Raw genomic sequence first — 23,357 nt, 5'->3', positions numbered from 1 at the left:
ATGCTTGTTTGCTAGTTTTCTACTATTCTTTAATTTTTTCCAGGTTTGTTTGATGAAACAGTATTTTTGCAGAGGTCTCCATTTAGACAAAAAAGCAGAATCCATTACGGATTCTGCTTTATCTTTGGAATTGCACATTATGGAGGCCTGCGAAGATCCCGCCCTGTTCTATTAACTCATCATGTGTACCTTCTTCGGCTATGCCGTCTTCTGTGACAACCACCACTCTGTCTGCATTTCGAATGGTTGCAAGCCTGTGGGCAATCACAAGTGTAGTGCGGTTTACGGCAAGCTCATTCAACGCAGTTTGAATAATCTGTTCGGTTTCTGTATCCAATGCCGAAGTTGCTTCATCCAAAATCAAAATCGGCGGATTTTTCAGGAACATTCTTGCAATGGCAATTCTTTGTTTTTGTCCGCCAGACAGCTTTAATCCCCGTTCCCCAATTTGAGTTTCATAGCCATCCGGAAGAGATGCAATGAAGTCCTGCAGGTGGGCTTTTTGAGCTGCGTCCGCAATCTGCTCGTCTGTTGCCCCAAGCATTCCGTAAGCTATATTTTCTTTCAGTGTACCGGTAAACAGGAAGACATCCTGCTGAACAATGCCGATTTGCGATCTCAGTGATTTTTTCGTCATGTCCCTGATATCCATGCCATCGATCTTAATGCTTCCGCTATTTACATCATAAAAGCGTGGAATCAAAGAACAAATCGTTGTCTTTCCGGCACCTGAAGGTCCAACAAAAGCAACTGTTTCACCTGCTTTTATTTGAAGGTCAATCCCCTGAAGCACCGATTTATGCTTGTCATAACTAAATGCTACATCTTGAAAGCGGATATCACCCCTTAAGGATTCAACCTCAATGGCATCTTTTGCATCCTCAATCTCTGGCTCAGTATCAATAATTTCCAAAAAGCGTTTGAAACCAGCCATTCCTTTTGGATACAGTTCCATCAGGGCGCTAATTTTATCAATCGGTTTTAAAAGTACATTCACATAAAGCACAAATCCGACCAATTCTCCATATGATAGCTGCCCGTTGAAGCTCAGCCAGGAACCGTACACTAGAACAATCAGCGTAACTAATCTGGTCAGCATATAAACTCCGGAAGCACTAAAGCTCATAATTTTATATGCTGCAAGCTTGGCAAGACGGAATTTGCCATTGTTTTCTCTAAATCTTTTAATTTCATAGCTTTCATTTGTAAAAGACTGAACCACACGCACTCCAGATACACTATCCTCAACCTGGGCGTTCACATCAGCAATTTCACCGTACATCCTTTTCCATGCTTTGTTCATTTTAATATTGCAAAATGTAATCAGCCATACAAGAAAGGGAAGAACAAATATCGTTATAAGAGCGAGCTTCACATTGATCGTCAGCATAATCCAGAAGGCACCCGCAAACGTCATGACCGCAATGAATAAATCCTCGGGGCCATGATGAGCGAGCTCTCCGATATCCATAAGATCATTTGTCACCCGGCTCATGATATGCCCTGTTTTGGTATTATCAAAGAAGCGGAAAGACTGCCTTTGAACGTGCTGAAAAAGCTGCTGCCGCATATCTGTTTCGATATTGATGCCCAGCTTGTGGCCCCAATAGTTAACAACAAACTGCAGAAGTGTGCTGGTCAAATAAAGAGCAAGCAGGCCGGCACTTACAGAAACAATCATGGACCAATTCCCGCTTGGAAGCAGGCTGTCGATAAACCACTGAACCGCAAGCGGAAAGCCCAATTCAAGAATTGCCACGAATACCGCCGAACTAAAATCAAGAATGAATAGGCGCTTATGTGGCCTATAGTAGCTAAAAAACCGTCGGATCATCATAATCTCCTTTTTCTGAAAAAATCAAACATAATAGGATTATAAATTCACCAGGAATATATTACAAGAAAAACCCGTCCCTATTTATTTCCTGAAACGAGTCTGATAGTTAGAGGTTATATTACGGCTTAATTCCTAAGAAAGGCCGATGTAATCGTACTTCGCAGTTATTTTAGATTCTTGATTTAAACTGAACTTTACGGATCATTTGATTGATTACCTCTGAAATGACAAGTCCTACTGCGATTGCCCCTGATATCATGAATGCTTTCGCAGCCAGCTGAATTGCCGTATTATAATCATTTTCAACAAAATTCCGCATTGCATTATAAGCAATCCCCCCTGGGACCAATGGAATGATGCCGGCAACACTGAATATAATAATAGGTGTTTTATACATTTTGGCAAAAATCTGGCTGATCACTGCAATGGTAAAAGCAGCGATTAATGATGAAATGACAGCATCATACTGCCAATTGACAAGCCAAATATAAACAAACCAGCCGACCATCCCGACAAACCCGCATTTCAACAGTGATTTTTTCGGAGCGTTGAAAAGCACTCCGAACCCTGCTGAAGCAATAAAGCTTGTAATCATATGTGTCAACATAAACATACGCATATTCCTCCGCTAATGCATTTCATTTAGAAAGTGAATACAAGAGCAATCCCAGCTCCAATGGCAAATGCCGTCAAAAAGGCCTCAGCCCCTTTTGACAGACCAGAAACAAGGTGCCCGGCCATTAAGTCCCTGACTGCATTTGTTATCAGCAGCCCCGGAACGAGCGGCATGACTGAACCGATGATGATCTTATCAAGTTCTGTTCCCGCTCCTGTGTACACAAAGAAATAGGCGATAAGGCCAATTAGTAATGAAGCAATAAATTCAGAGAAAAATTTAATCTCGACCACTCTATGTACGTATATAAAAGAAACAAAACCAAGACCGCCTGCAATCATGGCTGGAATAAAATCTGTCCAGCTTCCAAGGAACATAATTAAAAAGCACCCGCTTGCAATGGAGGCTGCAAGAATCTGCTGATAAACAGGGAAAGTATAGTCGGCACTTTCAATTTCCTTCAGCCTTGCCAAGGCTCCCTTTCCATCCAGTTCACCGCTGCTGATCCTGCGTGAAACTCCGTTCACTAATGTTACTTTATACAAATCCGTTGACCGTTCTGAAATCCGAATCAGCTTTGCCGGTTCAGTTCCATCCGTTGAAAATATGATTCCGGTTGGAGTCACATAGCTATGGGAGTGCGGTATACCCAGGGAGGCTGCAATCCTGGTCATTGTGTCCTCTACCCGATAGGTTTCTGCACCGCCCTGAAGCATGATTTTCCCGGCAAGCAAGCAGATCTCTATTACTTCTATTGTTGGAGGAAATTCCTTCCCCATTCTTTCACCTGCTTTACAGATCAAAATTTAAAACCTTCATATATAGGGTTACATCTTAACGGAAATGGTAAACGAAAGAAAGACCTTTTGTCTAAAATTTATATAAAAATGTTTCGTAAACTCCGGCAGCATATTCTAAAAGGCAGAATTAAAGCTGAATAAAAAAAGCGATTATCCCTTGCAGAATAATCACTTTCCCATTATTTCTTCCGGATTCCAAACTGCGCATTAAGCTGACCCTGAATCATTTTTGAACGTGATGCCTGATCGTCTTTTTTCTTTTTTCTCTTTAATTCCGAGCGGATTTCTTCCGTTCGGACTCCCTCCTCCCTTTTGTTGGCTATGTCGATGAGCGTCTCTACATCGCTAAAAGAATACTTCCTGCTCCCGCGTTCTGATCTTTCAGGGAAAATCAATTTCCTCTCTTCGTAATACCGTATCTGCCGTTCACTAAGTCCTGTCAGTTCGCTGACCGTCCCAATCGAAATGACTTTTCTGGTTTTGTAGGATGATTCACTTTCCAATCATGTCACCTCAATCTAACCATTTTCTTTTATTATACTAATCTTTCAAACATTTTCATCAATCCTGTCAGAAAATCTAACAATACAGCAAAAACAATGTAAGAAAACTTAACATAATACATGAATATGAGCTAAATTTCTTTTAGAATAAAAAAAACATTAAAGGAAAGGGGAGATAATGAATGCAATATTTACGGAAGGCGATTGAGAAAAAACGGCAATATCTAATCGGCCTGCTGGTCAAATCTGGAAGCGAATATCAGCATTCTGAACCGGCTCTGCAAAAGCTGACTTTAACAGAACTTGAGGTAATATTTAAAAAACACAGCAATCGAAACCGTTATTAATCAGGGGGCCCGTATGGAAACTAAAAATACAATAGATTTGGCGAGAAGAATTATTGAACTCGATTTACTGCGTGATCAGCTATGGGAAAGTTTAACGGCAGCAGCCGGTGATTATGCTTATGAAATTTTAAGAAATGAACAAAATAGTTAATACTGGAACGCTTGGAAAAGCGTTCTTTTTTATGTCTATGTTAAAGTTTTGTAAATTTATAATTCCCCCTTTTTTTGTCCTCATTATTTTGGTATCATCCTATTATCGAATTCCGATATCGGTTTTCGAAATTAATAAGGAGGCATTTGCTTGGAAGATAAAATATTGCGTAAGCTGTTCCTGGGGTTTATTCAAATCCATATACTTCACCATGCAAAGGAACATCCTGTTTTCGGCGCTTGGATGGTGGAAGAGCTGAAAGAGCATGGATATAGCATCAGTTCCGGAACATTGTATCCTATCCTGCATTCGATGGAATCAGACGGGCTGCTTCATCAGGAGAAGAAAAATGTAGATGGCCGAATCCGAAAATATTATACTGCAACAGAAAAAGGAATTTCGGTGCTGGAGGAAGCCAGAAAAAAAGCTTATGAGCTTTTTAAAGAGATTAAAGACTAAAGGAGATGCATATGAACAAAAACAGAACTGGCTTAAAATCTTTACTGGAAATATTAATGGTTTCAACAAGGCTTGGACTTACCTCTTTCGGGGGACCTGTGGCTCATCTCGGCTATTTTCACGATGAGTATGTCCGCAGAAGAAAATGGATGGATGAGAAAAGCTACGCAGACTTAGTTGCACTTTGTCAGTTCCTGCCCGGACCGGCAAGCAGCCAGGTTGGCATTGGCGTTGGTGTCATGAGGGCCGGAGTAGCCGGCGGCATTATGGCTTTCCTTGGTTTCACATTGCCATCTGTTATTGCTCTGATTATTTTTGCCATTCTTCTTCAAGGCATTAATCCTGCGGAAGCCGGCTGGATCCATGGACTCAAAATTGTCGCGGTGGCTGTAGTGGCTCATGCGGTTTTGGGAATGGCACAAAAACTTGTACCTGACCTGCCGCGAAAAACGCTGGCACTGTTCGCGATTATCGTCACACTTTTATGGCAGACAGCCATCACTCAGATAGCGGTCATCCTTATTTCTGGATTTATTGGATTTTTACTCTACAAGAAGCATGCAGATAACAGCGAAGCCCGTATGGAATTCCCCATTTCAAAAGGGTTTGCGATTGGCTGTTTAGTGTTGTTTTTCGCCCTTTTAATAATTCTTCCAATTTTAAGGGAGTTAACCGCATTGGATTGGGTTGCTCTTTTTGACAGCTTTTATCGCTCCGGATCTCTGGTTTTCGGGGGCGGCCATGTTGTCCTTCCTTTGCTGGAACGTGAATTTGTCCCAACAGGCTGGCTAAGTGAAGAAGCTTTTCTGGCTGGCTACGGTGCAGCCCAAGCAGTGCCAGGGCCGTTATTTACTTTTGCTGCCTATCTTGGGGCAGTGATGAATGGCTGGCAAGGCGGTTTGCTTGCAACGGCCGCGATCTTCCTGCCTGCCTTTCTGCTGATATTAGGCACCCTCCCATTTTGGGACACACTTCGCCGCAATCCTAACATAAAGGGTGCATTAATGGGTGTAAATGCTGCAGTTGTCGGCATTTTAATCGCTGCCTTTTATCATCCAATTTGGACCAGCAGCATCCTGGAGCCGGCTGATTTTGCCTTTGCAGCAGTACTATTCAGCATGCTTGTTTATTGGAAGCTGCCGCCATGGATTATTGTTGTGACAGGTGCCATCGGCGGAACGATATTAGGATCAATATTTTAGAAACGCATCTAATGAGAAAAGCTGCCTGGATTAGGCAGCTTTTTTCTATAGGGGTATTTCAAGTACAATTCTTGTCCCTTTAGCTTCTGCTGAATAAACATTTATGGAACCGCCTGCAGCTTTTGCTCGTTCTTCCATGCTAAAAAGACCAACTCCTCTGGAGACTTCATTAACATTGAACCCTATGCCTTTATCTTCAATGACTATACGGATTTCTTCTTCCATCTGCCTGATTGTGACTGCTGCCTCATCTGTTTCAGCATATTTCCTTATGTTAGTCAGGGCTTCCTGAATGATCCTGTAGATGGTGATTTCTTTATTAGAACTAAGACGGGTAGCCAAGTAGCAATCAAAATGGACGTTGATATTGTGATGTTCTGAAAATCGGACCAGGTAGGATCGAATCGCTGGTATCAGACCAAGATCATCAAGCACAGAAGGACGCAGTTCCCATGAAAGGTCTCTCAGCTCCTCAATGACTTCAGCAGCCTCATCCTGCATCTGATCAAGCAGCGGGTGGCTTATTTCCGCCTGAAGCCTATTAATGGTAATAAGATGGCTGTACAAATTCTGTCCTATTCCGTCATGAAGCTCACGAGACAATCTTTTCCGTTCATCCTCTTGAACCTCTATGATCCTGGTCATCATTTTTTGCAGCTCTTCTTCTGCATTTTTTCTTTGCGTGACTTCATGGCGAATGGCAAGATGCTGATAAGGTTTCCCTTTTTCATTAAGGAATGGGACGATGGTGGTATCCACCCAATAATGTGTGCCATCCTTGGCTCTGTTCTTGATCTCTCCTTTCCATACCTGTCCGGAAGAAATTGTCTTCCACAAATCTCTGAAATATTCTTTAGAATGGTAACCTGAGTTGATAATTTTATGATCCTGTCCAAGCAATTCTTCCCGTGAATATTTTGAGATGCTGCAGAATTGATCATTTACATAAGTAATGGTGCCTTTCTGATCTGTAATTGCCACAATGGATGAAGCATCCAGGGCAAATTTTAAATCAATCAGCTCGTTTACGGAATTTTTCAGTTCCTCCACAACACGCTTATATTCAGTTATTTCATTCCGGATCGCCAGGTATTTATATGGCTTTCCTTTGTCATCAATGAAGGGAACGATGGTGGTATCCACCCAATAATAAGTTCCGTCTTTAGCTTTGTTTTTAATTTCCCCGCGCCAGACTTCACCGCTCGAAATGGTTTCCCAAAGGTTCTGCATAAAGTCTTTGGAATGGTAGGATGAGTTGATAATTCTATGATCTTTACCAACCAGCTCATACGCAGAATATTTCGACACCTCACAGAACTTTTCATTCACATACGTAATTTTTCCTTTTTTGTCTGTAAAGGCCACAATTGTTGATTCATCCAGGGCAAATTGCAGATCAACCAATTCCTTTAATGAATATGATTGCTGCTTTTTTAATCGGGAACGGTCTTTGACTGAATGAAAGACGATTAAATAATAGGTTTCTTCTCCTTGCATGAAAGAATTAATTCTATAAAAGATTGAAAATACCTGACCATTACGATGCCGGCCATATTGGTGTACCACTTTGCCCTCTTCCGTTTCATGCAGAGTGATCTCAGGGAGCAGTTCCTTCAGGCTCTTCCCCTGCAGTTCATTTACCCTATATCCAAATTGCTCTTGCGCCTGCTCATTCGCATAGGAGATGACCCCAAATCTATTAACAAGAATCGTTGCATCACTGGAATCAGGAGCAATCTCTCTCTTTTTCGGCAACTGATTATTCCTGTCCATTTACGTTCCTCCAGTTGCATTTTTTAACCATTCAGCTTGAGTTCAAGTGTCCTCGCTGCATTCCTTGCAGTGTTTTGCTTGTTTTCATTTATAGGCTGACCTGACCGGTTCCCGATCAAGAAGACCCCTTTAGGGATTCCTTTAAAATGAATGGGAACAGCATATGCATACTTCAGGGCTTCAGCAAGCATAATCGGGTATTCCAATGCCTTTCCAGCAACATATTCCGGGAAGTTTTCTACGTACATCGGCCTGCCGGTTGAAATTACCTTTCCTGCAATGCCTTTGCCGTACCTTACTGTAATCCGCTTATATTTTTCGTTGCTATTTCCTGCTGCATAATGCCATCTTACATCCGGGCCATCTGTATTTTGCAGTGCCAATCCGACAAAATTACAGTCCAGCTCTGTCAGCACCTTTTCACAAGCCTGATCAATAAGTGCACTTCCCCCCGGGCTGCAACCCTTATATTCCATAACCAAGCAGCCCTTTCTTTAAAGCATACGCTACTAGTTCCGGCCTGGTTTTCATCTGAAGTTTTTCCATTAAATTACCTTTATGGGTTTCAACTGTCTTTACACTAATCACAAGCTGTTCAGCAATATCCTTATTGGAAAACCCTTTGGCTATTAAAGTAAGAACCTCTTTCTCCCTGTCAGACAACAGGTTGAATGTATCGGTGTTCCCCTGCTTTACACTTCCGATATATTCTTCCATCAGCCTTTTAGTTGCAGACGGATGCAAATAGGCATTCCCGCTTGCAACAGACCGGATTGCTGCGAGCAGTTCATCATGAGGAGCACTTTTTAAAATACATCCGGACGCACCCGCTTGGATCGCTCTGAATAAGTACTCTTCATCATCATGCATGGTCAAAATCAGGATCTGTATTTCCGGTTTTAATTTTTTCAATTCTGACGTTGCCGACATGCCATCTTTTCCATGGGGCATGCTCAAATCCATTACTACCACATCAGGCTTTAATTCAAGAGCCTGCTGAATCCCCTCGTTGCCTTCCGAAGCTTCACCGACCACCTGCATATCTTCATGGTTATTTAAAAGCATTTTCAAACCCATTCTGACTACCGCGTGGTCGTCGCAAAGTAAAATATTGATCAACCTTGCTCCCCCTTTACCATTTGTCCGCACGAGAAAAGCACAAGCGCCTTGCCTGCCCGAGGGGGCAGGCTGCTTGCGCCGGACAGTTCTCGAAGTACAAAGCAACAATTCCAGTGCTAAAAATCTTTTATAGGCAACAAGGGAGCCGCTTTGCGAGGCCCCTTGTTAAGTATAATCTTAGTATAACGGAAGGCTGATATCTATTGTAGTCCCTTCACCGATTTTGGAGCTGATGACGCACTTGCCGCTGATTAAACACATTCTTTCAATCATGGCAGCAAGACCAGACGATTTTTGCATTCCAGCATTAACATCAAAGCCCTTCCCCTTGTCTTCAATGTTTATAGAAAGCTGTCCCGGTTTCCATTGCAGGAAGATGGCTGCACTCATTGTGTCAGCATACCTGGCTATGTTTGCCAGAGCTTCCTGGCAAACTCGGAACAAAGTAATGCTTTCTCTTTCATTGATTTGGACTTCCATCCCCTCATTTTGAAGATCCACTGTTATTCCATATGTGGAAGTGTATAATTTCAGATAACTTTTCAGCGCCGGCAGCAGGCCGAGGGTTCCCAGAGCAGGGGGATGCAATTCCACAGCCAGTAGCCTGATTTCCTGAATCGTTTTTTCCATCATTTGCGCCATATCTCCAATATAGCCTCTCATCTCGGGCTGATCGACCGCAGTTTGAATGAACTGCATGCCTGTATATAAGCTGTAGAGCGTCTGCCCGACCCCTTCATGAAGCTCCAGGGCGATGCGCTTGATCTCATCTTCCTGAGATTGAATAATATAGGAACTGATATTTTTCTTTGCTGGCTGGATCTCCATTTCACCCCTCCTCCTTACGACTTTATTTTTGCTTTTACTTTGCTTTTTTTACCCGATGGCTGGAAATGTCACTAAACATGCCCGCATATTGGACTACATCTCCAGCATCATTTTTAATAGCACTAATGGTAAGCCATTGGAGATATTCTTCTCCGTCTTTGCGGCAATTCCATATTTCCCCTTGCCAGAATCCATTTTTTTCGATTGAAGTCCATAAGTCCTGGTAAAAGCCCTTAGTCTGCTTCCCTGATTTAAGGATATTCGGATTTTTGCCGACTACTTCTTCTTCCTTGTAACCGGTTATTTCTGTGAAAGCAGGGTTTACAGAGATTATTTTACCGCCCTTATCCGTTACCAGAATTCCTTCAATTGTATGATCAATCACCTGGCTCGCAATTTCCATTTTACCTTGGAAGTACATCCAGACAACCAGAATCAGGCTGGCAAGCGCCACTTCTGACAATGCCATAAAGCCAATCGCATAATGGCCGGTGATATTAAATAACAGGGTCAGGATCAGCGGCGGAAAAAACCCTCCCAGGCCGCCCATTGCGGAAACAATTCCGTTTACGATACCCGCCTGCTGCTGGAAGTACATAGGCACCAGCTTAAAGATAACACCATTCCCAATTCCCGCTGATAGAGCAATGCTTAAGCATCCAAATGTATACCATGTAATTGACGGAGATAATGATAGAATTACTGCAGAGATGGTATATACTCCAAAGACAAACATTAGAAGAATTAAAGAATGGAAACGGTCTGCAAGCCATCCGCCAATCGGTCTCATGGCAGTTGCAAGGACGATGAATCCGGCTGTCCTTAATCCCGCATCCACTTTATCGAGTTCAAAATGAGCAACTAAGAAATTTGGAAGATAAATGGTAAACGCAACAAATGATCCGAAAGTAATGAAATAGAATAAGCTCAAGAGCCACAGCTTTTCATTTTTATATACGCCTTTAATCTGTTCCAGAAGCGGAGTCTGCACTTTAACTTCTTTTTTATCACCAAGCAAGAAGTTTGCTGCAATGAAGATTCCGAGCAGGACAAGATAGATTTGTACGGTTAGGGACCATCCAAACTTTGTGGCAACAACCGGAGCCGCAAATGCGGTTATGGCTGTTCCAAGATTGCCTGCCCCGTATATTCCATTTACAAACCCATGGCGCTCCTTTGGATAATACTTTGGAAGAGATGTAACACCGACAGAAAACACCGCTCCTCCAAGACCGAGGAATAATCCCCCGATCAGTAAATCAGTAATGGAATCAGCTATACTGATATAATAGACTGGAAATAATAATAGAATAAAGCTCAGCATAAAGATTATTCTTGCGCCAAACTGATTAGCATAATACCCCAGAGGAATGCGCAGCAGCGATCCAAGGATTACCGGAACTGCTGTTACAAGGGCTAGCTTGTCGGCTGGAATACTGATATCTTCCTTAATAAACGGCATAAGGGAGGATATCAGCACCCAAACCATAAACCCGGCTACTAAGTTTAACGTCTGCAAAGGCAGCTGTATTTTTCTGATCATTGTGTTCACACTCTCTTCTTTATTACATATTTTAATCCGGCTTCCTGATCAAAAGCAGCCCACCTGCTATCAGATGCTTCCACAGAGGAAGTCAGCGGGACTGCAAAAAAATTCATGCGGTCAAAATAAATACGCAAATGTGTTCCATCCGGACAGAGCCCGGTTTTTATTATTTCTTTGTGAACAAAAGGGGCTTTGTCATTTCCCTTTTCATCTAAAATTGCCACCTGCACATTTTGCCGGACAAAGCGGTCCAAATCTTCTTTTTTAATGAGTTCCACAGCTGCCGCACCCTCTTTTTGCAGGGTAAATATACATTTGATAACCCTGCAGATATTTCCAGAATGTTTCACTTGCATGTTCTTCTATGAATTCAATGGTTTCTTCTTCTGATTGCCATTTGCTCATCCCTTTTATCTCTGCTACAACAATGTTCATGCCGTCATGAGATTTCTCATCCAAATACCAGTTCAGGCGGACTCCCTTGAATAGTTCGGAAAGGAGCTGATCCACTTCTGGAGCAAAATCCCCGGATTGTTCTCTTACAAAACAAAAATCAAGATATGTCTCACTGTTCATAAAAATCACGCCCTCTTGTTAATCGTCTTTTTATAAGCGAATACAGCCAAGGGAAAAAGAACAATATTCAGTCCGCCGAAAATCAGTACATTTACATAGTTTTCGTAATAGTATTGGTGGACCATATATTGGGTAAAGACAATATTCATCATTAATATCGCGGCCAAAATGATGACACCCAGGTAGCTACGCTTCATAACGTTTCACCCTCACTGCAAAGATTGCTCCATTCTCCACCTTAACCTGGATTTCCGGAAGCGGCCTTCTTGGCGGTCCCGCAGTTGGCGAACCAGTCTCCACATCGAACTTGCCGTGGTGGCAAGGGCAGATCATTTCACCTTGCTCCTTCACCCAAAATACCGGACAGCGCAAATGTGTGCACGCATTCTGATAGGCGACATATTTGTTCTCTGATAAGCGGATTAAAATGGCGTCATCATGATCCCCAGGAAACTTGAACTCCACTGCATCACCGATTGGCAGCTTGCTTACTTCAGTTATTTTCTTATGAGGATATTCTTTTTCGCCAAGCCCCATTAATTCTTTGGCAGCAACTGCCCCCCAGGGAAGGGAGGAAACCGCAAATACACCGGCGGCACCAACCAAAGTTTTCATGAACCCGCGTCTATCCAGTTTTCTTTCGTTATTCCGTTCGATATTATGCGTATAATTATCTTCATTAAAGGGAATCTTGTTATTCTTATCAGACATCCCTAATCCCTCCTAAAACAGCTTTGTAATCCCCTGCAGGATTCCCGGCAGATTTACCTTAACGTTTGTTTCGCCTTCTAGGTATGGCATGCTTGTTACCCATTTGCCGTTATCAAGGTTAAATTGCTTCTTCTTGTTTTCAATTTCTTCATCTGTCAGCCATTGCAGCGTGTTGGATGGACATACACTCGCACACATAGGAGGAATTCCATCTTTAGTACGGTCAATACATAGGTCGCATTTGTACATTAAGTTCTGCTCTTGATCAAATTTTGGTATGCCATATGGGCAGGCAATTGTGCAGTTCTGGCAGCCAATACACTTTTCCACCAGTGCAGATAACACAGCGCCTGTCTCATGAATTTGAATAGCCTGGGCCGGACAGCTTCGGGCACATGCCGGATTTTCACAGTGAAGGCACATGAGAGGCATCGTCTGCCGGTTCACAAGAGGATTTACATCATACACATAATTCCTGTTGCGCTCCTCATGCCCCCCGCATTGTGTACATGCTGCCAGACAAGAACGGCATCCTATACAGTTTTCAAGTTCTAAATACAGCCTCTTCTTCATTTATTGCACCTTCTTTAATTCGACTTTTTCCAGCTGTGCAGCACATGCCTTGAACTCAGGCATTCGGGAAATAGGATCTAATGCTGCAATTGTTAATAGATTAATAGAATCCTCATGTCCAAAATGGTATGGAACAAAGACGGTATCCTTGCGGATGGCTTCCGTAATTTTGACTTTATAGATGGCCTCGCCTCTTCTGGTAAATAAACGGACCCTTTCTTCATGTTCCATATTATATTTTGATGCTGTTTCCGGATGGATCTCCACAAATGGTTCAGGGCACATATCATGAAGGAATGGAATTCTTCTAGTCTGATTACCGGATAGGTAATGGTAAACCACCCGGCCAGTTGTTAAACGGAGCGGATATTTTTCACATGGTTCTTCCGCTGGCGGACGGTATGGAAGTGCGCATATTTTTGCTTTGCCGTCCGGATGATAAAATTTCTTATCAAGGAACATATGTGGTGTCCCTTCATCCTTTTCATTTTTGCATGGCCAGAAAACTCCATCCTGCTTGTCGATTTTATCCCAGGTAGCTCCATAGTAATCAGCATAGCCGCCCTTGGTAGCCAGTCTGAACTCATCTGCAACATCTCGTGCCGTTTTAAGGTGAGAAAAGTATTTTCCTTTTCCTAAACGTTCAGCCAGCTCCACTTGTATTTGCCAGTCCGGCTTCGATTCCCCAACAGGTTCCTGGGCTTTATTGATTTTAATAATGCGGCCTTCAATATTCGTTACTGTTCCTTCATCTTCTGACCATGTGACTGCAGGAAGAACAACATCTGCAAATTCTGCCGATTCAGAAAGGTAGAAATCGGAGCATACCATGAAATCCAGAGCCTTAAATGCTTTCCTGACAAAATGTTGATTTGGTGCAGATACAGCAGGATTGGAACATAGAAGGTATAAACCGCGAATCGTTTTTTGCTCCATCAGCTCAATCATTTCATAAGCAGATACACCAGGCTGCGGCATTTCTTCAGGTGTAATTCCCCAAACACTGCATACTTCTTCAACATGTTTCGGGTTAGTAATTTTTCGGTAGCCTGGAAGCAAATCCGATTTCTGTCCATGCTCTCTTCCGCCCTGTCCATTGCCCTGACCGGTGAATGTGGCTACGCCGGCTTTCGGACGGCCAATCTTTCCAGTAACAAGCGCCATATTGGTGTAGGCGGAAACATTATCAACACCCTTATGCTGCTGTTCAACACCTCGTGCAAACATGACAACTGCATTTGGAGCTTTTCCGTATATTTCTGCAGCACGAATGATTTTTTCCTCCGCCACACCAGTCAGCATACTTGTATATTCAGGTGTGAAATCCTTTACAAGTTCCTTTGTTTCTTCAAATCCGTTGGTATGTTTATTAATAAACTCTTCATCTATATAGCCCATTTCAATCAATTGATTAACAATTCCGTTTGCAAGTGCAAGGTCTGTTCCGGGCTGCAGGTCGAGATGAAGGTCAGCTCTTCTGGCAATTGGCGTTTCCCGTGGATCGACTACAATGATATAACCGCCTCTTTCCTGAACGTTCCAAATGCGGAACATGGAAGTTGGATGGCATTCAGCTGTATTGCTTCCAGCGATAAACAGGCAATCTGTTTCATGAATATCTGTCCAAGGCAATGTTGACCCTCTATCAACTCCGAAAGAACGGAGGAAACCGCCGGCAGCGCTTGACATACAGAAACGTCCGTTATAGTCAATATATCGCGTTGCAAGAGCAACACGGGCAAATTTACCTGTCAAATAACATTTTTCATTTGTCATTGATACCCCGCTGAAGACGGAGAGTGAATCTTTTCCGAATTCTGTTTGAAGCTCTTTAAATTTTTTTGCAATTAAATCGTATGCTTCATCCCAGCTTGCTTCACGGAACCCTTCTGTGGTTCCTTTCAACGAAGCATCATCCCGGATCAGCGGTTTCAGCAGGCGGTCCTTGTGGTTGGTCTGCTGGTAGGCGGTAACCCCTTTAGGGCACATTTTCCCGACCGTAACCGGCCAGTCATACCGGGGCTCGACCCCAATGATTTTATTTGTCTGTGTATTAACCCTCAAGTTCATTCCGCATTGCATGCCGCAATAGCTGCAATGTGTTTTGATCAATTTTTCATTCGGATGGTTTAGATTCTCAATTTCTTTAAAAAACTTATCCCTTTGCATTCTGGTTTGCCTCCTTGACCTTCACTTCATGAGTGGGGAATCCGGAAAATTGTGCAATCCGGTATTTCCTTCTGCAAGGGAGGCACATTTCTGCAAGATGATGTCCTTCCTTTGCTTTAAATTCAATATCGTTCACGCCGAGTACATCGACGACATCTTTTGATTGTTCTGATGAAACAAACTGATCTCCGCACACCTTGCATTCCTTCATGCCCTGTTCGGCATAATGTTCTCTGTAGTTTCTTGCCAAAACACTCATTGGGCGGAAAGGAATATGTGCAAGCTTTCCAAATGGCAGGTAAATCAGTGTAATGATGACTGACCACTGATGGATCAATGACATTGCCGGCTGTCCTGCACCGTGTAAAAAGAGATTCATAAAGGTTAAAGCCAACCCTGTGATGCTGACTAGAAGCAGCATATAAAGAGGCATGAAATCATATAAGAATTTCTGCTCTGCTCTTGCCTGCATATTTTTCAGACGGCGGTACAGCGCCATGCAAACTCCAGCGATTACCATTACTGCTGTAATATTCAGCGCGTTATAAGAAAGGGTGGCAACGATGCCATCCGCAGGGACAGTCATTACCTTCATGCCCATTGCAATAATGTTGTAATGGCCATTGTCATCCATCGTAAAATACATCCATCCGAAAACGAGAGGGAATGTAACGAAGCAGGATAAAATGCAGCCCCAGCCGATAAGCACGTGCTGAGTCCATCGGTAAATTCCCCTATTCCAGATAAAATTGTAGGTTGCAAGATGCTCAACAGACGTTTTTGGCGTTGACTTTCTAAATAGCAGCTTCAATCCTTTTTTCAGGATAAGCTTTGTTGGCGGCCTTTCGCCCCAGGCAATAAACCTATAGAAAAACCCTCCAATAAACACAATCGTTCCGACCATATATCCGTACAGGTTTAAATCCACATGTGTAAACATTCTAGTGCCAATAAAAGAAAGAATTGCTAATGCTGTAACAGATAAAAACATCGACTTGGCAAAATGAGATGCAAACGCATTGTTTAATGTGTTTCCTGTTTTTTGATTGACTGCAGCTTTTGCCTGCATATTAACTCCTCCTCATTCACAAACAATTACCTTAACCTTATTGTAAAAGCGGGAGGACTTTTTCAATATCGGGGAACTTCCCCATTAGAGGGGGGAAATTCCCCTATCTTTAAGAAAGGATATTAAATGAGCATGTTGCTGAAGACAATGCACAAAAAAAAGACCTTTTCAAAGGTCTTGCGAAAATATTGAAACTTTTTCCAAATTCATGCGTATTTCTATATAGGAGGCGGAATAATGAAAAAAAATATATTTATAATGTTCATTACACTAGCAGCAGAAACTTTAATTACCCTGCTCGCTTCACGTGCCTTTTCAATCCGATTCATCGAAATCATGTTTTTTTCAGGTGTGGTTTTTACAGCTTTAACTGTATGGTTTTCGAGCAGCGGCGGTATGGTTACGAGGTTTATGGACAGCACCGCAAGTGCCATGACTGGATTCATATCTAAAAGGGAGGAATTCAGCTTCAGACCGAATTATGCTGTTCTCGGTTCGGTTATCTTTTTACTTATTGGTCTTGTTTTCTTTATCTTACTGTTAACAAATATTATTCCTCCAATTTAGGCATTATGGTACAATCTTGAAAAGGAGTTGGTCATATGGCTAAATCAGCTGCGAAAAAGTTAAGGGAAAAAGCAGTACGTGAGGGAAAAAGAAACCCTGAATGCAATCGAAGCCCATTTGCAAATGCGGACATGCGCACAAGAAAAACAAAAACCAAAAAAGAACAATTATACAGGAGCAAATATAAGAACCGTTATTCTGATGAAAACAGAAGAGACGGTTCTTTTTTTATGTATTATCTTTTCAAAAGCAGCCAGTCCGATTAAAGACCAGCTGCATTTTTTAGATTATAATATTCCCATCCCTTCTATATGTCTCCGCGCTTTGTCATCACCCAGATCATAAATCATTTTATATATGCCTTCCATGGATGCATCATATTCATCATTTTTTGATTCTTTGTGGTATTCCAGGAAAGGGACATGTGCACGGGCAAATGTTTTAAGATCTGCATCATAATTCTCATTAATATAATCATTTAACTGAGCTAATTCTTCATCTGTTGCAAAAATTTTAAACTGCCATTCGGCTGCTTCAACTGGTTCTGTGTAAATCTGCGCATTTTCAATATCTATATAATATGTTTTTTTTGTTTGGTCCATGTTTTTCATCTCCTCTATCTTTTATACGATATTTACCACATACTGAGGAAGTTTAACCATTTAATATTCAATGACATTTTAAGACGCTAGTTGGGCATGATATAGCTGTGCATTATAAGGAAGGTGGCACAAAAAATGAATCTTTTCAGGAGGTATACAATGGGTATTTTAAGCGGAAATCCAAAGGACGAGCCTTTGCATTATGGCGAGGTTTATAGCACATGGTCCTACTTGCTGGCAGGAAAGGGAATGACCTCTGCCTACCAAACGATGCTTAGCCACTCTGGGGATGGGGACTTGAAGAAAATGCTTGAAGAAGCCATCCGCCTCTGCAAGCAGGAAGAGGAACAAATTGAGGCGATGTTAAAGGAAAACGGGATCGGTCTTCCCCCCGCACCACCTGATAGACCTGATGCTTGTGTAAATGATATCCCTCCAGGTGCCCGATTCATGGATCCTGAAGTAGCTGCAAAGTTAGCAGGAGACCTGGCAGCAGGATTGGTTGGCTGCAGTACAATCATGGGCCAATGTATCCGTGAAGATATCGCAGGCATGTTTGGCCAATTTCATACTCAGAAAGCAGCTTTAGGTGTTAAGGTTCTTCGAATGAATAAAGAAAAAGGCTGGCTTATTCCTCCGCCGCTACATCTTCACAAATCGGATAATTGCTAAGGATTTGCTGGAGAGATGTCCATATGTAAAAAGAGAGCAGAGTCCATTGTCTGCTCTCTTTCCTAAAGGTTATTTCTTAAAACTTGGGCTCAGTTCACTCCATACATCAAACAAGATGCCGTCCGGGTCAGAAGATACAAAATTCCTGCCAGGATGCCCGCGATTTTCGATAGCTCCTGTATTTACTTCCTTCTCAAAAAGTTCCCGATGCAAGTTTTCGAGCTCTGTTATTCCATTGAGTTCAAAGGTTAAACAAAATCGCAATCTTCCGTCAGAACCCTTAAAATTAAGACTTTCCTCTTTGAGGTGTTTCCAAAAGGAAAAAGCTTTGGCTTGCCATATTGATTATGGCCATTTTTCCCTTTTCATCCCTAAAACTTTTTGCTGCTCCAAGATTCTCTGTGTACCAGTTTAAAGAATCCATTACATTTCTGACAGGTATGTGACTATTCCCACTCTTAAGAGCTTTTGACTCATAAATGCCCCTCCTCCAAACAAATTCTCTATTTTTGTAAATTCTATCCAAACGCGTATTAATTCCTTTTTAAAAATAAAAAAACCTTAGTCCGGAATGTGACTAAGGCTCATGTAACTTACTCAGAGTATTTGCTTTCACTGGAATCAGGGGAGACCATACCGCCGGCACCGCTGGAATTGATATCAGGTTCTGCTCCTTCAGGCTGAGATGGCAGCACTTTGTTTTTCTTTTGATTGGGTAGACCTGAGTGCTCCTTTAGATATTGATCATTTTCCATAATCGTTACCACTTTAAATCCTGTTCCTTCGAGCTGGTTCTTCAATTGATCAAATACCTTTGTCTGAGTATTATTCATTTCCTGATCATCATACTGAAGCTCTACATTTATTGTTTTCATGTCAGGACCTCCTTTTTAAGCTATTTTCCCGAATGCCTTTTCATTAAACTACACAGAACCTTTAAAAAAGCAGAAGTTTATTTCAGAAATAATAGGTTATTTAAGAAAATAACCAGGACATTGTTCGGTCCAAAAAATACATGGCTGATTTTCCCATAAATATCATTATCGTTTCAATCCTGAATATAAATAAATTGTATGCCGATCAGACGAAAGGAGCAGAGGCATGTGGTTCTGGATTCTGGTAATCTTCATCCCTATTATTATCCTCGCTATTTTGGAAGAAACGATTCAATTTGCGGTGAATCGTAAGGTCTTCGGAAAAAGCGGCAAACCGGTTTTAATTAAACAAAAACTGCATCACTTAAAAAATAAATTCAAGTATAAAAAAAGCCATTCCCAATAAGGAAAGGCTTTTTTGTCCAGCAAGTATTGGCCGCTAAAACTCATATTTAATTAGATTCTTCTGTTTCAGAATCTTCTTCTGGCGACTGTTCCTGTCCGGACATCCGCTTCTTTTTCAGCTCAAAATAGGCATCTAATACTTTTCTGCCAATTTCATAATTGGCTGTATGTCCGCTTCTTCCCTGGTATGCCCATGGAACAATGACAGACATGGCGATTTCTGGATTATTATGGGGTGCATAGGCAACAAGGCTCAAGTTCATAACATCTATTAATGCATCTCCCTTTTTTTTGAGAGGGCCATCATAAAATGCTTCCGCTGTACCTGTTTTTCCTGCTGGAGAATATGGCGCATCTGCGAACCTTCGATATGCAGTCCCTTCAGGATGCTGCATCACCTGTCTTAATCCTTCTTTGACAGTGTTTAGTTCTCTATCACTTACATCTATCGTATTTAAGACAGTTGGCTGGATATCCTTCCAGATCCGGCCAAGCTCCTCCTGCTCTGTGGCGGGCTCACGGATTTCTTTTACAAGGCGCGGCTGGATACGATAGCCGCCATTTGCAATCGTTGATATATATTGCGCCATTTGCATCGGAGTGTAGGTATCATACTGTCCGATTGCAAGGTCTAATAGAAATCCCGGCAAGCGAAGCGGTCCTTCATAGCCTATCGCCTCATTCGGCAAATCGATGCCAGTTCTGACTCCGAGGCCAAATTGGCCGAATGACTCTCTCATGTCTTCAAATGCATTAGGGTTTTTAAATCCCAGAGGCTGATCATATGCATACCGCGCATCCGCAATTTCAATTGCTGTTTTGAACATATATACGTTTGAGGATATACGCAAAGCCCTTGTTTCGTTCATGATTGCCTGAAAGTTAAACCACGATTTTTTCACCTGTGGTGTACCTGCAATTTTCATTGGTGCATCTAAAAATGCAGTCCCGGGTGAAATTGCACCGGTTTTATATCCTGTTAAAACGGTTGCCCCTTTTACAGAGGATCCCACATTATAAGAAGAGGCAATCGTACCCAGCGCATAATCCTGCAGAACCGTTTTGCCATCATCATCTTTGTCTATCATTTTCCCTGTCATCGTCAGAACTTCACCAGTATGCGGATTCATTAGGACGACAAACGCACGATCCATTAAATATGTTCCCCGAGTCCTTTTTGCAGCCCAAATTTCCTCTTCCAATATTTTTTCCACAGCCTTCTGCAGATCCATATCAATCGTCAGAACAAGATCCTTGCCTCTTTGGCCCTGAGAAACCAGTTCACTTCCGAGAATTTCTCCTTTTTTAGTAATAAGCTTTTCCTTTGATTTTTGGCCATGCAGAACATCCTCATATTGCATTTCGAGATAGCTCTTACCTACGCGTTCATTTCTGCTGTAGTCCCTGGCCAGAAAATAATCCAGCCTTTCCTGCGGCAGCCCTTCGTTTGTATCTGTAACCTTCCCCAGGACTGTCTGGAGCGTACTGTCAAAAGCATAAGTTCGATCCCAGTCAGTAGTTGTATTGACCCCTGGAAGATATTGAAGGTTCTCGCTTACCGCAGCATATTCTTTACTTGATACATCCTCATTTTTGACTATTTGCGGCGTCATGGCATAACCGCTCGTAAATTCCCGGAAGATTGCCCGCACTTCCAGATCCTGCTTGCTCAGCTGTTTCAGATCTTCGTCTGTAATTCTCTTAAGCTGCATCTCATAAATTTGCTTATCATCCAATTTGTTCTCTTTAAACAGCTTCCATTCCTTATCAGTTATTTTATCCCGGACAGCATCAGGATTTTTTAGAATCCAATGATCCTTCTTATCTCGTTCCGTCACTTTATCCGTCTTTTTATCAATCAGAATGGCCAGCCGCTCTGCCACCTGAAGCATTTCTTTCTGTTTGGCATTCCGATTTGTATACGTAATCGCACTCTTTGGAATATTATCCACAATAACCTGATGGTTCCTGTCAAGCATCCTTCCCCTTGGAACCGGATTAGCTACGATGACATCTTCCGTCCTGTCCACTTCTTTTTTGTATGTCTCACCATTTACAATCTGGACAACGCCAAGTCTTAAGATTAGTACTGAAAACAAAACAAAAACAGCAAAAAACAATAAATTAACCCTAAAAGGCACATGGCTTTTCTTTTTCTTCTTTTTCCCCATGTACGAATCTCCCCCCTTATGAACATTATGTCTGTATAATAGAGATTCTTCCAAATCTTCCCCTGTTAAATAATTCCACGGTTTTTGTAAAATCCCTGCCAGTCCAAAACATATTTTGAAATATAAAGGTATTTAAAGAGGTTAAGTGGAAATGTTAATCTGATAATTTTTTTTAGGAGGTCTTTAATATGGAAAGAGCACAAAAATTTCTGAACTATTTTTTATCTCACAGAAAGGTGACTAATGAGTTAATCAAGAAGATTGATGAAAATAACTATGACTACAAACCAACTGAAACAAGCATGGCGGCCGGCAAGCTTGTAACACATATGCTTACTTCTTTTTATATGTTTTCCAAAACAGTAAAAGAAGGCAGCCCTGCAGTGTTTGGCGAGAAATTCGAAGAAATTGCCCCAAACCTTTCTGAAGCCGCTGAAAACTACACAGAAAAAACCATTGAGATCATTTCATCATTAACAAATGATGAGTTAGAAAGAACGATTGATATGTCACGGATATTTGGAATGGAATTTACCGGCATCCAGCTGCTGCAGCTTGCAATGGATCATGAAATTCATCATAAAGGAAATTTGTTTGTCTACGTACGTGAAATGGGCCATACGGAGCTTCCGATGTTTGTGAGCAGATGATAAGAAAAGCGGAAGCGCCTTCGAAACAAGCCAAAGCGCTTGTTACTGCGAAGAACATCCAAGGAAGCTTTCCCTTGGCGCTCACCCCCGACTCCTCGAGAAGGTAGGCGCTGGAGCTAGACAGTACTCAAAGTTAAAAGTTATAATTTCTTATCATTTTGAAAAAACGGACGCGTCGCCGCGTCCGTTTTAAAAACTATTAAGGGGAGAAATTAATTCTGCCAGCTCATTTTTTGGTGAATTCACTTTATTTGATACCGGATACTTATCCATTTTTTCAGCCGGATAAGGTTCAAGCAATGACTTCAGGTATTCAGTGTCATTAAAACGAGGATTAAGCCAGTCCTCAAAATCGCTTTCCTTTAATATCACCGGCATTCGGTCATGAACATCTTCGGTTACTTCATTTGGCCCCGTTGTAATAATTGTACAGCTCGTTAGAGGATTTTCTCCTTTATGCCATGAATCCCAAATGCCTGCAAAGGCAAACGGCTTATCATCTTTCATAATGAACCGGTACGGCTGTTTACCTTCTTCGGTTTTCTTCCATTCATAAAAGCCATCTGCAAGGATTAAGCACCTTTTGCTTTTAAAAGGAGCTTTAAAGCTGGGTTTCGAGTCGATGCCTTCCGCTCTTGCGTTTATCATTTTGTAAGCAATTTTTTCGTCTTTAGCCCAGTAGGGGACCAGTCCCCATTTCATCTGTCTGCCGATCCGCTGTTTACCATCTCCAATGATGGTTAAGATATTCTGGCTTGGCGCGATATTATATCTGGGTAAAACCTCTCCCTCTGCATATTCAAATTCAAACAGCAGCTGAAGTTTTTCGATGGTTTCTGTTAGTGTAAACCGGCCGCACAATATAATCACCTCTTTTAAGTCAATAGCAATATAATGTTCATCTATTCCCGGATATAGCGCATATTAAAACTGTCAGCTATTTTTACAGGGAGGAATGAAATATGACAAAACAAGGCAGACAAAATGCAAATCAAACGAGAGCCCAAATTGAAAAACAGGATAAACGAAACGATGTTGAACTGGGAAGCGAGTTTCAGGCAGGAAATGATAAATCTCAAAGCCAGAAAAAAAGCGGAAAGCAAATTAATAAGAAGTCATAATGACAAATCCCCCAT

General features: G+C 41.9%; 31 protein-coding genes. 10 read left to right on the top strand and 21 right to left on the bottom strand.

The window, feature by feature from the left end; translation table 11 throughout:
* Positions 1-118: 118 nt before the first annotated feature.
* The 4 genes from MKY20_RS12905 to MKY20_RS12890 all read right to left on the bottom strand — a co-directional run bounded on the left by MKY20_RS12905 (position 119) and on the right by MKY20_RS12890 (position 3,756).
* Positions 119-1,834: an ABC transporter ATP-binding protein gene (locus MKY20_RS12905; protein WP_192908906.1), complete on the bottom strand. Its 1,716-nt coding sequence runs from the start codon at positions 1,832-1,834 to the stop codon at positions 119-121.
* 172 nt (positions 1,835-2,006) lie between these two features.
* Entirely contained in the window at positions 2,007-2,450 is a 444-nt protein-coding gene (locus MKY20_RS12900; protein WP_009333516.1) for a threonine/serine exporter family protein, read from the bottom strand.
* A 29-nt stretch (positions 2,451-2,479) separates the two neighbouring features.
* Positions 2,480-3,232: a threonine/serine exporter family protein gene (locus tag MKY20_RS12895; RefSeq protein WP_341001328.1), complete on the bottom strand. Its 753-nt coding sequence runs from the start codon at positions 3,230-3,232 to the stop codon at positions 2,480-2,482.
* A 200-nt stretch (positions 3,233-3,432) separates the two neighbouring features.
* Positions 3,433-3,756 carry a MerR family transcriptional regulator gene (locus MKY20_RS12890; protein ID WP_009333514.1) on the bottom strand — a complete coding sequence of 108 codons (324 nt, stop codon included), beginning with the start codon at positions 3,754-3,756 and terminating at the stop codon, positions 3,433-3,435.
* 182 nt (positions 3,757-3,938) lie between these two features.
* Here MKY20_RS12890 and fbpA point away from each other — a divergent pair, with 182 nt between their 5' ends.
* The 4 genes from fbpA to MKY20_RS12870 all read left to right on the top strand — a co-directional run bounded on the left by fbpA (position 3,939) and on the right by MKY20_RS12870 (position 5,915).
* Complete coding sequence (gene fbpA / locus MKY20_RS12885) at positions 3,939-4,103, top strand: Fur-regulated basic protein FbpA (protein WP_009333513.1); 165 nt, start codon at positions 3,939-3,941, stop codon at positions 4,101-4,103.
* Positions 4,104-4,116: 13 nt separating this feature from the next.
* Positions 4,117-4,254, top strand: coding sequence for a hypothetical protein (locus MKY20_RS12880; RefSeq protein WP_019381184.1), 138 nt, complete (start codon positions 4,117-4,119; stop codon positions 4,252-4,254).
* Between the two features lie 150 nt (positions 4,255-4,404).
* Positions 4,405-4,713: a PadR family transcriptional regulator gene (locus MKY20_RS12875; protein ID WP_019381183.1), complete on the top strand. Its 309-nt coding sequence runs from the start codon at positions 4,405-4,407 to the stop codon at positions 4,711-4,713.
* An 11-nt stretch (positions 4,714-4,724) separates the two neighbouring features.
* Entirely contained in the window at positions 4,725-5,915 is a 1,191-nt protein-coding gene (locus MKY20_RS12870; RefSeq protein WP_157380209.1) for a chromate transporter, read from the top strand.
* Positions 5,916-5,960: 45 nt separating this feature from the next.
* Here the strand turns inward: MKY20_RS12870 and MKY20_RS12865 are convergent, their stop codons facing one another.
* The 12 genes from MKY20_RS12865 to MKY20_RS12810 all read right to left on the bottom strand — a co-directional run bounded on the left by MKY20_RS12865 (position 5,961) and on the right by MKY20_RS12810 (position 16,279).
* On the bottom strand, positions 5,961-7,688 hold the full coding sequence (locus MKY20_RS12865; protein ID WP_019381181.1) for a PAS domain-containing sensor histidine kinase: 1,728 nt from the start codon (positions 7,686-7,688) through the stop codon (positions 5,961-5,963).
* A gap of 23 nt (positions 7,689-7,711) precedes the next feature.
* Positions 7,712-8,164 (bottom strand): GAF domain-containing protein, encoded by a 453-nt coding sequence (locus tag MKY20_RS12860; RefSeq protein WP_258753764.1) that lies wholly within the window; start codon positions 8,162-8,164, stop codon positions 7,712-7,714.
* The gene (locus MKY20_RS12855; RefSeq protein ID WP_009333508.1) at positions 8,154-8,807 is read right to left on the bottom strand and encodes a response regulator; all 654 of its coding nucleotides are present in this window, start codon (positions 8,805-8,807) and stop codon (positions 8,154-8,156) included. The genes MKY20_RS12860 and MKY20_RS12855 overlap by 11 nt, the downstream gene beginning before the upstream one ends.
* A 177-nt stretch (positions 8,808-8,984) precedes the next feature.
* On the bottom strand, positions 8,985-9,635 hold the full coding sequence (locus tag MKY20_RS12850) for a sensor histidine kinase (RefSeq protein ID WP_019381180.1): 651 nt from the start codon (positions 9,633-9,635) through the stop codon (positions 8,985-8,987).
* Positions 9,636-9,669: 34 nt separating this feature from the next.
* Positions 9,670-11,178 carry a nitrate/nitrite transporter gene (locus MKY20_RS12845; RefSeq protein ID WP_019381179.1) on the bottom strand — a complete coding sequence of 503 codons (1,509 nt, stop codon included), beginning with the start codon at positions 11,176-11,178 and terminating at the stop codon, positions 9,670-9,672.
* A gap of 5 nt (positions 11,179-11,183) precedes the next feature.
* Positions 11,184-11,459, bottom strand: coding sequence for a hypothetical protein (locus tag MKY20_RS12840; protein ID WP_251174998.1), 276 nt, complete (start codon positions 11,457-11,459; stop codon positions 11,184-11,186).
* A complete protein-coding gene (locus MKY20_RS12835; protein WP_009333504.1) occupies positions 11,446-11,757 on the bottom strand; it encodes a hypothetical protein in 312 nt (103 codons plus the stop codon). The genes MKY20_RS12840 and MKY20_RS12835 overlap by 14 nt, the downstream gene beginning before the upstream one ends.
* Before the next feature lie 5 nt (positions 11,758-11,762).
* Complete coding sequence (locus tag MKY20_RS12830) at positions 11,763-11,954, bottom strand: hypothetical protein (RefSeq protein WP_251174999.1); 192 nt, start codon at positions 11,952-11,954, stop codon at positions 11,763-11,765.
* Positions 11,944-12,468, bottom strand: a complete 525-nt coding sequence (locus MKY20_RS12825; RefSeq protein WP_009333501.1) for a Rieske (2Fe-2S) protein — start codon at positions 12,466-12,468, stop codon at positions 11,944-11,946. The genes MKY20_RS12830 and MKY20_RS12825 overlap by 11 nt, the downstream gene beginning before the upstream one ends.
* A gap of 12 nt (positions 12,469-12,480) precedes the next feature.
* Positions 12,481-13,041 (bottom strand): 4Fe-4S dicluster domain-containing protein, encoded by a 561-nt coding sequence (locus tag MKY20_RS12820; protein WP_009333499.1) that lies wholly within the window; start codon positions 13,039-13,041, stop codon positions 12,481-12,483.
* Positions 13,042-15,210 carry a molybdopterin oxidoreductase family protein gene (locus MKY20_RS12815; RefSeq protein WP_252245189.1) on the bottom strand — a complete coding sequence of 723 codons (2,169 nt, stop codon included), beginning with the start codon at positions 15,208-15,210 and terminating at the stop codon, positions 13,042-13,044. It abuts the gene before it with no gap.
* Positions 15,197-16,279, bottom strand: coding sequence for a hypothetical protein (locus MKY20_RS12810; protein WP_252245190.1), 1,083 nt, complete (start codon positions 16,277-16,279; stop codon positions 15,197-15,199). Before MKY20_RS12810 ends, MKY20_RS12815 begins: the two co-directional genes overlap by 14 nt.
* 237 nt (positions 16,280-16,516) lie before the next feature.
* On the opposite strand from MKY20_RS12810, the gene MKY20_RS12805 reads away from it, so the two are divergent.
* Positions 16,517-16,846, top strand: a complete 330-nt coding sequence (locus MKY20_RS12805) for a hypothetical protein (RefSeq protein WP_009333494.1) — start codon at positions 16,517-16,519, stop codon at positions 16,844-16,846.
* A 35-nt stretch (positions 16,847-16,881) separates the two neighbouring features.
* A complete protein-coding gene (locus tag MKY20_RS12800) occupies positions 16,882-17,112 on the top strand; it encodes a hypothetical protein (protein WP_251175001.1) in 231 nt (76 codons plus the stop codon).
* Positions 17,113-17,133: 21 nt separating this feature from the next.
* Here the strand turns inward: MKY20_RS12800 and MKY20_RS12795 are convergent, their stop codons facing one another.
* A complete protein-coding gene (locus MKY20_RS12795) occupies positions 17,134-17,448 on the bottom strand; it encodes a hypothetical protein (protein ID WP_019381175.1) in 315 nt (104 codons plus the stop codon).
* Between the two features lie 159 nt (positions 17,449-17,607).
* Between MKY20_RS12795 and MKY20_RS12790 the strand changes: the two genes are divergently transcribed.
* The gene (locus tag MKY20_RS12790; protein ID WP_009333489.1) at positions 17,608-18,120 is read left to right on the top strand and encodes a DUF3231 family protein; all 513 of its coding nucleotides are present in this window, start codon (positions 17,608-17,610) and stop codon (positions 18,118-18,120) included.
* Between the two features lie 286 nt (positions 18,121-18,406).
* On the opposite strand, the gene MKY20_RS28700 is transcribed toward MKY20_RS12790, so the two are convergent.
* Together MKY20_RS28700 and MKY20_RS12780 are read right to left on the bottom strand one after the other, a co-directional pair.
* Complete coding sequence (locus tag MKY20_RS28700; RefSeq protein ID WP_034296749.1) at positions 18,407-18,646, bottom strand: hypothetical protein; 240 nt, start codon at positions 18,644-18,646, stop codon at positions 18,407-18,409.
* A 67-nt stretch (positions 18,647-18,713) separates the two neighbouring features.
* Positions 18,714-18,995 carry a hypothetical protein gene (locus MKY20_RS12780; protein ID WP_019381172.1) on the bottom strand — a complete coding sequence of 94 codons (282 nt, stop codon included), beginning with the start codon at positions 18,993-18,995 and terminating at the stop codon, positions 18,714-18,716.
* A 226-nt stretch (positions 18,996-19,221) separates the two neighbouring features.
* Between MKY20_RS12780 and MKY20_RS12775 the strand changes: the two genes are divergently transcribed.
* Complete coding sequence (locus MKY20_RS12775; protein ID WP_009333483.1) at positions 19,222-19,401, top strand: hypothetical protein; 180 nt, start codon at positions 19,222-19,224, stop codon at positions 19,399-19,401.
* A 46-nt stretch (positions 19,402-19,447) separates the two neighbouring features.
* Here MKY20_RS12775 and MKY20_RS12770 read toward each other — a convergent pair whose 3' ends face one another.
* Positions 19,448-21,571, bottom strand: coding sequence for a peptidoglycan D,D-transpeptidase FtsI family protein (locus MKY20_RS12770; protein ID WP_258753766.1), 2,124 nt, complete (start codon positions 21,569-21,571; stop codon positions 19,448-19,450).
* Positions 21,572-21,759: 188 nt separating this feature from the next.
* On the opposite strand from MKY20_RS12770, the gene MKY20_RS12765 reads away from it, so the two are divergent.
* A complete protein-coding gene (locus MKY20_RS12765; protein ID WP_009333481.1) occupies positions 21,760-22,221 on the top strand; it encodes a DinB family protein in 462 nt (153 codons plus the stop codon).
* 189 nt (positions 22,222-22,410) lie between these two features.
* Here the strand turns inward: MKY20_RS12765 and MKY20_RS12760 are convergent, their stop codons facing one another.
* Positions 22,411-23,082, bottom strand: coding sequence for an SOS response-associated peptidase (locus MKY20_RS12760; protein WP_019381170.1), 672 nt, complete (start codon positions 23,080-23,082; stop codon positions 22,411-22,413).
* 101 nt (positions 23,083-23,183) lie between these two features.
* Here MKY20_RS12760 and MKY20_RS12755 point away from each other — a divergent pair, with 101 nt between their 5' ends.
* Positions 23,184-23,342, top strand: a complete 159-nt coding sequence (locus tag MKY20_RS12755; RefSeq protein ID WP_009333479.1) for a hypothetical protein — start codon at positions 23,184-23,186, stop codon at positions 23,340-23,342.
* Positions 23,343-23,357 lie beyond the last annotated feature (15 nt).

The organism is Cytobacillus sp. FSL W8-0315 (assembly GCF_038002905.1).
Lineage (GTDB): Bacteria > Bacillota > Bacilli > Bacillales > Cytobacillaceae > Cytobacillus > Cytobacillus pseudoceanisediminis.
This window is presented reverse-complemented; position numbering and strand designations above follow the sequence as displayed.

Excerpts from the sequence above, each read along its gene's own strand:
- MKY20_RS12880 (WP_019381184.1), top strand. The coding sequence starts at position 4,117 with ATGGAAACTAAAAATACAATAGATTTGGCGAGAAGAATTATTGAACTC.
- MKY20_RS12810 (WP_252245190.1), bottom strand. The coding sequence starts at position 16,279 with ATGCAGGCAAAAGCTGCAGTCAATCAAAAAACAGGAAACACATTAAAC.
- MKY20_RS12835 (WP_009333504.1), bottom strand. The coding sequence starts at position 11,757 with ATGAACAGTGAGACATATCTTGATTTTTGTTTTGTAAGAGAACAATCC.
- MKY20_RS12775 (WP_009333483.1), top strand. The coding sequence starts at position 19,222 with ATGTGGTTCTGGATTCTGGTAATCTTCATCCCTATTATTATCCTCGCT.
- fbpA (WP_009333513.1), top strand. The coding sequence starts at position 3,939 with ATGCAATATTTACGGAAGGCGATTGAGAAAAAACGGCAATATCTAATC.
- MKY20_RS12755 (WP_009333479.1), top strand. The coding sequence starts at position 23,184 with ATGACAAAACAAGGCAGACAAAATGCAAATCAAACGAGAGCCCAAATT.
- MKY20_RS12780 (WP_019381172.1), bottom strand. The coding sequence starts at position 18,995 with ATGAAAACAATAAATGTAGAGCTTCAGTATGATGATCAGGAAATGAAT.
- MKY20_RS12805 (WP_009333494.1), top strand. The coding sequence starts at position 16,517 with ATGAAAAAAAATATATTTATAATGTTCATTACACTAGCAGCAGAAACT.
- MKY20_RS12865 (WP_019381181.1), bottom strand. The coding sequence starts at position 7,688 with ATGGACAGGAATAATCAGTTGCCGAAAAAGAGAGAGATTGCTCCTGAT.
- MKY20_RS12790 (WP_009333489.1), top strand. The coding sequence starts at position 17,608 with ATGGGTATTTTAAGCGGAAATCCAAAGGACGAGCCTTTGCATTATGGC.
- MKY20_RS12830 (WP_251174999.1), bottom strand. The coding sequence starts at position 11,954 with ATGAAGCGTAGCTACCTGGGTGTCATCATTTTGGCCGCGATATTAATG.
- MKY20_RS12795 (WP_019381175.1), bottom strand. The coding sequence starts at position 17,448 with ATGGACCAAACAAAAAAAACATATTATATAGATATTGAAAATGCGCAG.
- MKY20_RS12765 (WP_009333481.1), top strand. The coding sequence starts at position 21,760 with ATGGAAAGAGCACAAAAATTTCTGAACTATTTTTTATCTCACAGAAAG.
- MKY20_RS12860 (WP_258753764.1), bottom strand. The coding sequence starts at position 8,164 with ATGGAATATAAGGGTTGCAGCCCGGGGGGAAGTGCACTTATTGATCAG.
- MKY20_RS12800 (WP_251175001.1), top strand. The coding sequence starts at position 16,882 with ATGGCTAAATCAGCTGCGAAAAAGTTAAGGGAAAAAGCAGTACGTGAG.
- MKY20_RS12900 (WP_009333516.1), bottom strand. The coding sequence starts at position 2,450 with ATGTTTATGTTGACACATATGATTACAAGCTTTATTGCTTCAGCAGGG.
- MKY20_RS12770 (WP_258753766.1), bottom strand. The coding sequence starts at position 21,571 with ATGGGGAAAAAGAAGAAAAAGAAAAGCCATGTGCCTTTTAGGGTTAAT.
- MKY20_RS12870 (WP_157380209.1), top strand. The coding sequence starts at position 4,725 with ATGAACAAAAACAGAACTGGCTTAAAATCTTTACTGGAAATATTAATG.
- MKY20_RS12820 (WP_009333499.1), bottom strand. The coding sequence starts at position 13,041 with ATGAAGAAGAGGCTGTATTTAGAACTTGAAAACTGTATAGGATGCCGT.
- MKY20_RS12850 (WP_019381180.1), bottom strand. The coding sequence starts at position 9,635 with ATGGAGATCCAGCCAGCAAAGAAAAATATCAGTTCCTATATTATTCAA.
- MKY20_RS12815 (WP_252245189.1), bottom strand. The coding sequence starts at position 15,210 with ATGCAAAGGGATAAGTTTTTTAAAGAAATTGAGAATCTAAACCATCCG.
- MKY20_RS12905 (WP_192908906.1), bottom strand. The coding sequence starts at position 1,834 with ATGATCCGACGGTTTTTTAGCTACTATAGGCCACATAAGCGCCTATTC.
- MKY20_RS12825 (WP_009333501.1), bottom strand. The coding sequence starts at position 12,468 with ATGTCTGATAAGAATAACAAGATTCCCTTTAATGAAGATAATTATACG.
- MKY20_RS12895 (WP_341001328.1), bottom strand. The coding sequence starts at position 3,232 with ATGGGGAAGGAATTTCCTCCAACAATAGAAGTAATAGAGATCTGCTTG.
- MKY20_RS12845 (WP_019381179.1), bottom strand. The coding sequence starts at position 11,178 with ATGATCAGAAAAATACAGCTGCCTTTGCAGACGTTAAACTTAGTAGCC.